The sequence below is a fragment of the Roseicyclus sp. genome (assembly GCF_052168335.1).
Taxonomy (GTDB): domain Bacteria; phylum Pseudomonadota; class Alphaproteobacteria; order Rhodobacterales; family Rhodobacteraceae; genus Roseibacterium.
In genome coordinates this window covers 1-5,320 of the sequence record NZ_JBQLZP010000533.1, presented here as the reverse complement: position 1 = coordinate 5,320, position 5,320 = coordinate 1, and the positions used below count along the sequence as shown (strand labels likewise).

The following is a 5,320-nucleotide window of genomic DNA, read 5'->3' as shown; positions in this document are numbered from 1 at the left end:
ATGAACAGCCAGGAGCTGACCTACATGGCGCTCTACCTGCACGAGGGCGAGGAGCTCGAGGCGCGCCACCTCGTCGCCGGCATGGCCGAGGCGGACGTCCGTGGCAGCCGCGGCACCCGCATTCCGCGCTTCGTCAGCGCGCCCGACAATCGCGACTTCTTCTACCTGGTACGGAGGGACTGATGGGGAGAAACCTGATCGCGCGGGGCAGGGTGGCGCTCGCCGCCGGGCTCGTGGCGCTGGTGGCGGGCACGGCGGGCGCGCAGACGCTGGCCGAGCGCAACGAGGCGATGTTCCGGCAGATGCAGGAGGTGCGCGGCGTCTCCTCCTCCGAGATTGCGCGCATCCGCCAGATCTTCGCCGCCTCGCCGAACGGCTGGATGGGGCAGGGCAACCCCGCCGTCACCCAGCATCCGCTGACGCCCGAGGAGGCCGCGGCGCGCCTCGGCGGGTCGGTCGCGCAGGTGCAGGAGAGCTACCGCAACCGCCAGTACGAGCGCATCTGCGGCGAGCGCTACATGGTGCCGCTCTACGATCCGGCGACCCAGCGGCCCGAGGACGCGACGGTCTGCGCCGACATGTTCGAATGGCCGAACATCCCCATGGCCTACCCGGTCGTCTGGGTCCGCGCGATGGAGGCGGCCCAGCTCTGCGCCGCCGAGGGCAAGCGGATGGGCGACGCGCACGAGTGGGAGGGCGCGGCCGCGGGCCAGCTCCTGCCGCCCGACTATCCCTTCGACCGGATCCGCGGCATGAGCGGCTCGGCCGCGGTGAACGCGATCCGGTCCTGGCACAACAACCACTACGCCTCGACCAGCGGCACCTACTCGATCGGAGCCTGGCGCGCCGGCGTCTGCGCCACGGGCAGCTTCAAGAACGCGTCGTGCAACGGCGGCAGCTTCACCGGCTGCGGGTCGAACACCTATCCCGCCGGCTCCTTCCCCGAGTGCCGCAGCCCCCTCGGCGTCTACGACATCGACGGGAACGCGGCCGAACACATGAACCTGCCGCTCTCCGAGGACCAGATGGCGAGCCGCGGCTCCACCACGCTGGGCGTGACCGAGATGAAGGGGTCCTGGTTCATCTGGGACACGATCCGCGCGCACGAGCACTGGGCGCGCTGGCGGGCGCCGTTCTGGCATGGCTCGCGCGTGATGTCGGAGGCGAGCCACCGCAACTACCACCTCGGCTTCCGCTGCTTCCGCGACATCTGAGGCGGGATTCCGAAACGACGGCGGCGGCGCGATGGGCGCCGCCGTTTTCGTGTCCGGTCAGGATGTTGTGCCGCGTTCCTAAAGTGAGGCGAGCCGGATCGTGGCCGAGCTGAGCGGCCCTTCGCTGTTGAGAAGCCCGGCATAGGCGCCGTCCGTCAGCAGCGTCCGCAGGTCCACCGGCCGGCCGTTCACGTAGGCCGTGCGGCTCACGAGGCGGATGCCGTGGCTGTAGTCGGCGTAGTATTCGCCATGCACGGTCGAGAGCGGCTGGATCGGGTCGCCGTTGCCGCGGTGCCAGCCGTAGATCGCGACGCGGCCGCGGTTGCTCGACAGGCGGTTGGCGATTACGAGGTCCTTCTTGTGGCCCGCGACGAGCAGGCCGTTCCGCCCGCCCGCATCGGCGAACTGGGCGTCGAGCGTCGCGTCGTGGCGCAGGAAGTAGTCGGTCGAGGACATCTGCGGCCCCGGCGTCATCGGGCGCGGCGAAAGGCGCAGGTCGGCCTGCGCGTAGATCGCGTCGACCATGCGCGTCGTCGGCAGCATCATGTCGAAGGCGTCCGCCACCCGCAGCGCCGCGGGCAGGCCGAGGGGGACGCGCACGTGGTCGCGGTCCGAGCCGACGGCGAGGTAATCCGGCGTCACGCAGAGCACGATCTCCGTCTGCCGCCCGCCCACGTCGCCGGTGAAGCGCACGGGCTGGAGCGCGCGCAGGTGCTCGGGCAGGTTGCCGCGGACGGCCTCGGCCACGATGGCGTCGTCCCGCCCCGAGCCCGAGCCGTTGCCGAGCCGCGCCATGAGCGCGGAGCCCTCGGCGGCGTCGCGCGGACGGCGCGGGATGGCGTCCGCGAGGCGCGGCCCGCAGGGATTCGCGCCCGCGCGCGGCGGGAAGAGGCGGGCGGGCTCGTCCGAGATCGGGGGCAGGGCGGCGCCGGGCGCCTCGGCGCGCGCGACCTCGATCGCGGCGGCGACGGTCGGCGCGCGGGTCGAGACGCGCGCCACGAGATCGGCGGGGCGTGCGGAGGGACGCGGGCTGACCGCGACGAGAAGCGGGTTCACCGGAGCCTCCTCGGGCGTCGCGATGGCGCGCGCGGCGATGCCCGCCGCAAGGCTCTCGGGCCGTGCGAGGGGCGCGCGGAGCGCGAGCGCCGGCAGCGGCGCGACCGGCGCGGGGGCGGCGGCCGGGGGCCGGTAGATCTGCGGCAGGCGCGCGACGAGCTCCACCTCGCCGGGGACGGCGGGCGTGCGTGCCGAAAGCGCGGGGTCGTCGAAGCGGGAGAGGGCGGCGATGCCGTGCGCCGTTTCGGCAACCGGATGACGGCGGGCGGGGGCGGGCGCGGGCTCGGCCCGCGCGGTCTCGGTCACGGCCGGCCGAGGCCCGTGGAGCGCATCGTAGACGTTGGAGACCACCACGAAAGAGCAGAAGGCGGACACGACCGCAGAGGCGGCGACGGTCGCGATGACCGTGTCGACAGAGTGCAGGCGTATGCCGCTTATGCCCCGGATGCGCGCCATGAAGGCTGCGCCGTCTGACCCATTCATGGACCATAGCGCTACGCAGGAAGTGCCAATTTAACAACAATGCGCGGGCGGGTTTTCCCGGGCCCCTTGCGCGCTTGGCGGATTCCCGCCTGCGAAACGGGGCCGAAGGGCCGGATTCGCGCCCAAATCCGCCCTTGTCCGGCCTGTCTCCGGGCTAGAGGCTCGTCTTCTTGAAGATGGGCTCGGGGATCGCCTTGATCACCGCCATGACGATTCGCCAGATCGGGCGGACGTAGATCACGTTCTTCCGCCTCTTCACCGCCTTCACGATGGCGGCGGCCACCTCCTCGGGCTGGGCGGTCAGCTTCTCGGGCAGGTCCATGCCCTCGGTCATCGCCGTCGCGACGAAGCCGGGCAGGACCGTGACGACGTGGACGCCCTTCTTCGCCAGCCGGTTGCGCAGGCCGGACAGGAACGCGGTGAAGCCCGCCTTGGCCGAGCCGTAGACGTAGTTCGCGGCGCGCCCCCGCTCCCCCGCGACGGAGGAGATGCCGACGAGCGTGCCGTAGCCGCGCTCCTCCATGCCGTTGGCGAGATGCGCGAGGATCGCGGCGGGCCCCTCGAAATTCGCGCGCATGACCATGGCGCCCGCCGTCGGGTCGGCGGCGTTCTCGGCTTGCGTGCCCATCGCGCCGACGGCGCAGACCGCGATCTCGGGCAGCTCGGGCAGGCCCGCGACGAAGGCCGCGTGGCCGTCGAGGTCGAGCGCGTCGAACTCGTGCAGCGTCACCTCGACGCCGTGGCGCGTCATCAGGTCGGCGCGGTCGGCCTCGAGCCGGGAGACGTCGCGCGCGGCGAGGCGGATCGCGTGGCCCTCGGCGGCGAAACTGCGGGCGATGGCGCGCGCCATGCCGGAGGCCGCGCCGAGGATGAGGACGGAATTGCTCACAGGCCGAGCCTTTCGGATTGCAGGGAGACGAAGCGCTCCGACCAGCCGCGCGCGCGGCGCAGGTCGCGGAACGCGGCGAGGCGGGGATCGGCGGCGAGGGCGGTCGCTTCGCTCATCCGCGCGTCCTTGGCGAGGTAGAAGCGCCCGCCATGGTCGATGGCGATGCGGTCGAGCCGTTCGAGGAGCGCGCGGCTGCGGTCGTTCGCCGGGAAGTCGAGGGCGAGCGTGTAGCCCTCCATCGGGAAGGACAGGCGGCTCTCGTCCGCGCCGAAGCGCTTGAGGACGGAGAGGAAGCTGGCGAGGCCGGTCCCGGAGATGTCCTCGAGCATCCGGTGCAGGCCGACACGCGCGCTCTCCAGCGGCAGGGCGCACTGGAACTGGTAGAAGCCCGCGCGCCCGTAGATCCGGTTCCACTCGAGGATCGAGTCGAGAGGATAGAAGTAGGTGTCCCAGTCCACGATCGCCTGTCCCGCCTTGCGCGCGCCCATGCGGAAGTAGAGCGCGTTGAAGGCATGGACGCTGACGCGGTTGAGCGCGAAGCGCGGGAAGTCGACAGGCACGCGGAGCTTGCGCTTGCGCGGCCAGGCGAAGGGGTTGCGCCGCCGGTCGCCACGGAGGTCCGGGGGCTCGGCATGGCGGCCAAGCATCACGAGGCTCCGCCCCAGTCCCGGCGGGCGGCTGGTGCAGTCGATCCAGGCGACCGAATAGGGCACGTCGAGCCGCGCCTCGAAGGCGTCGATGGCGGCCTCGACGGTGGGGACGGGGATGGTCTCCTGCACGATCCAGGCGCTCTTGACGGGTTGCAGCCGGATCGCGGCGCGCAGGATGACGCCCGAGAGGCCCATGCCGCCGCAGACGGCCTCGAACGCCTCGGTCTCCGCGGGCGTGATGCGACGGACCTGTCCGAGGTGGTCCATGACCTCGACCCAGGCCACGCAGGCGCGGAAGCTTCCGTCGCGATGGTGGTTCTTGCCGTGGACATCCGCCGCGATGGCGCCGCCGAGGCTGACGAACTTGGTCCCCGGCGTGACGAGGGGGAACCAGCCGCGCGGCAGGAAGGTCTCGATGATGTCGCCCAGAAGCACGCCGGCCTCCGCCACGAGCGTCCCGGTCTCCGCGTCGAAGGAGAGGAGGCGGTCCATGCCGCCCATGGCGAGGGTGACGCCGGGGCTCATCGCCGTGTCGCCGTAGGAGCGGCCGTTGCCCCGGGCGATGAGCGGACCCTCGGCCAGCGCGCGGGCGACGTCCGCCTCGCTCCGCGCCCTGCGCACGCGGACATCGGCCACCGGCGTCCGCCCCCAGCCCGACAGCTTCGTCATGCGGGCGTCCCCGCGTTGCGGAAGACGAAGCGGCGGTCGAGCAGGTATTTCGTGAGATAGCCGATGCTGAGGCCGAGGACCGCCCCCGCCTCGCGCGCGAGATCGGTGCGCCAGATCATCCAGGCCGCCGTCTCGGTGATCCAGAAGATCGCCGTCGTCGCCACGCCCATCAGCGCATAGAGCAGGAACTGCGCGCCCTGCGCCCGCGCGCCGCGCGTCGTGTCGTAGAAGATCCAGCGCTTGTCGAGCAGGTACTTCACCACGAGGCCCACCAGCGTCCCGGCGGCCAGTGCCGCGAAGAAGCGCCCGCCCGTCACCTCGGCGTCCGACAGCACGATCCGCTGCGTCGCGAGGTTGGC

Annotated in this window: 5 protein-coding genes and 1 pseudogene; 2 read left to right on the top strand and 4 right to left on the bottom strand. The window is 72.0% G+C overall.

Annotation, left to right across the window (positions count from 1 at the left end; all coding sequences use genetic code 11):
* Positions 1-183: pseudogene (locus tag ACTS11_RS16255) on the top strand (hypothetical protein); the annotation flags it as partial.
* A complete protein-coding gene (locus ACTS11_RS16250) occupies positions 183-1,214 on the top strand; it encodes an SUMF1/EgtB/PvdO family nonheme iron enzyme (protein ID WP_442641344.1) in 1,032 nt (343 codons plus the stop codon). The pseudogene ACTS11_RS16255 and the gene ACTS11_RS16250, both read left to right, overlap by 1 nt.
* Before the next feature lie 78 nt (positions 1,215-1,292).
* Here ACTS11_RS16250 and ACTS11_RS16245 read toward each other — a convergent pair whose 3' ends face one another.
* From ACTS11_RS16245 to ACTS11_RS16230, 4 genes are all read right to left on the bottom strand, one after another.
* The gene (locus ACTS11_RS16245) at positions 1,293-2,753 is read right to left on the bottom strand and encodes a hypothetical protein (RefSeq protein WP_442641343.1); all 1,461 of its coding nucleotides are present in this window, start codon (positions 2,751-2,753) and stop codon (positions 1,293-1,295) included.
* A gap of 154 nt (positions 2,754-2,907) precedes the next feature.
* Positions 2,908-3,642 (bottom strand): SDR family oxidoreductase, encoded by a 735-nt coding sequence (locus ACTS11_RS16240; RefSeq protein WP_442641342.1) that lies wholly within the window; start codon positions 3,640-3,642, stop codon positions 2,908-2,910.
* Positions 3,639-4,961, bottom strand: coding sequence for an FAD-binding oxidoreductase (locus ACTS11_RS16235; protein WP_442641341.1), 1,323 nt, complete (start codon positions 4,959-4,961; stop codon positions 3,639-3,641). Before ACTS11_RS16235 ends, ACTS11_RS16240 begins: the two co-directional genes overlap by 4 nt.
* The coding region (locus ACTS11_RS16230; protein WP_442641340.1) for a GtrA family protein at positions 4,958-5,320 on the bottom strand (363 nt) is incomplete at its 5' end. The genes ACTS11_RS16235 and ACTS11_RS16230, both read right to left, overlap by 4 nt.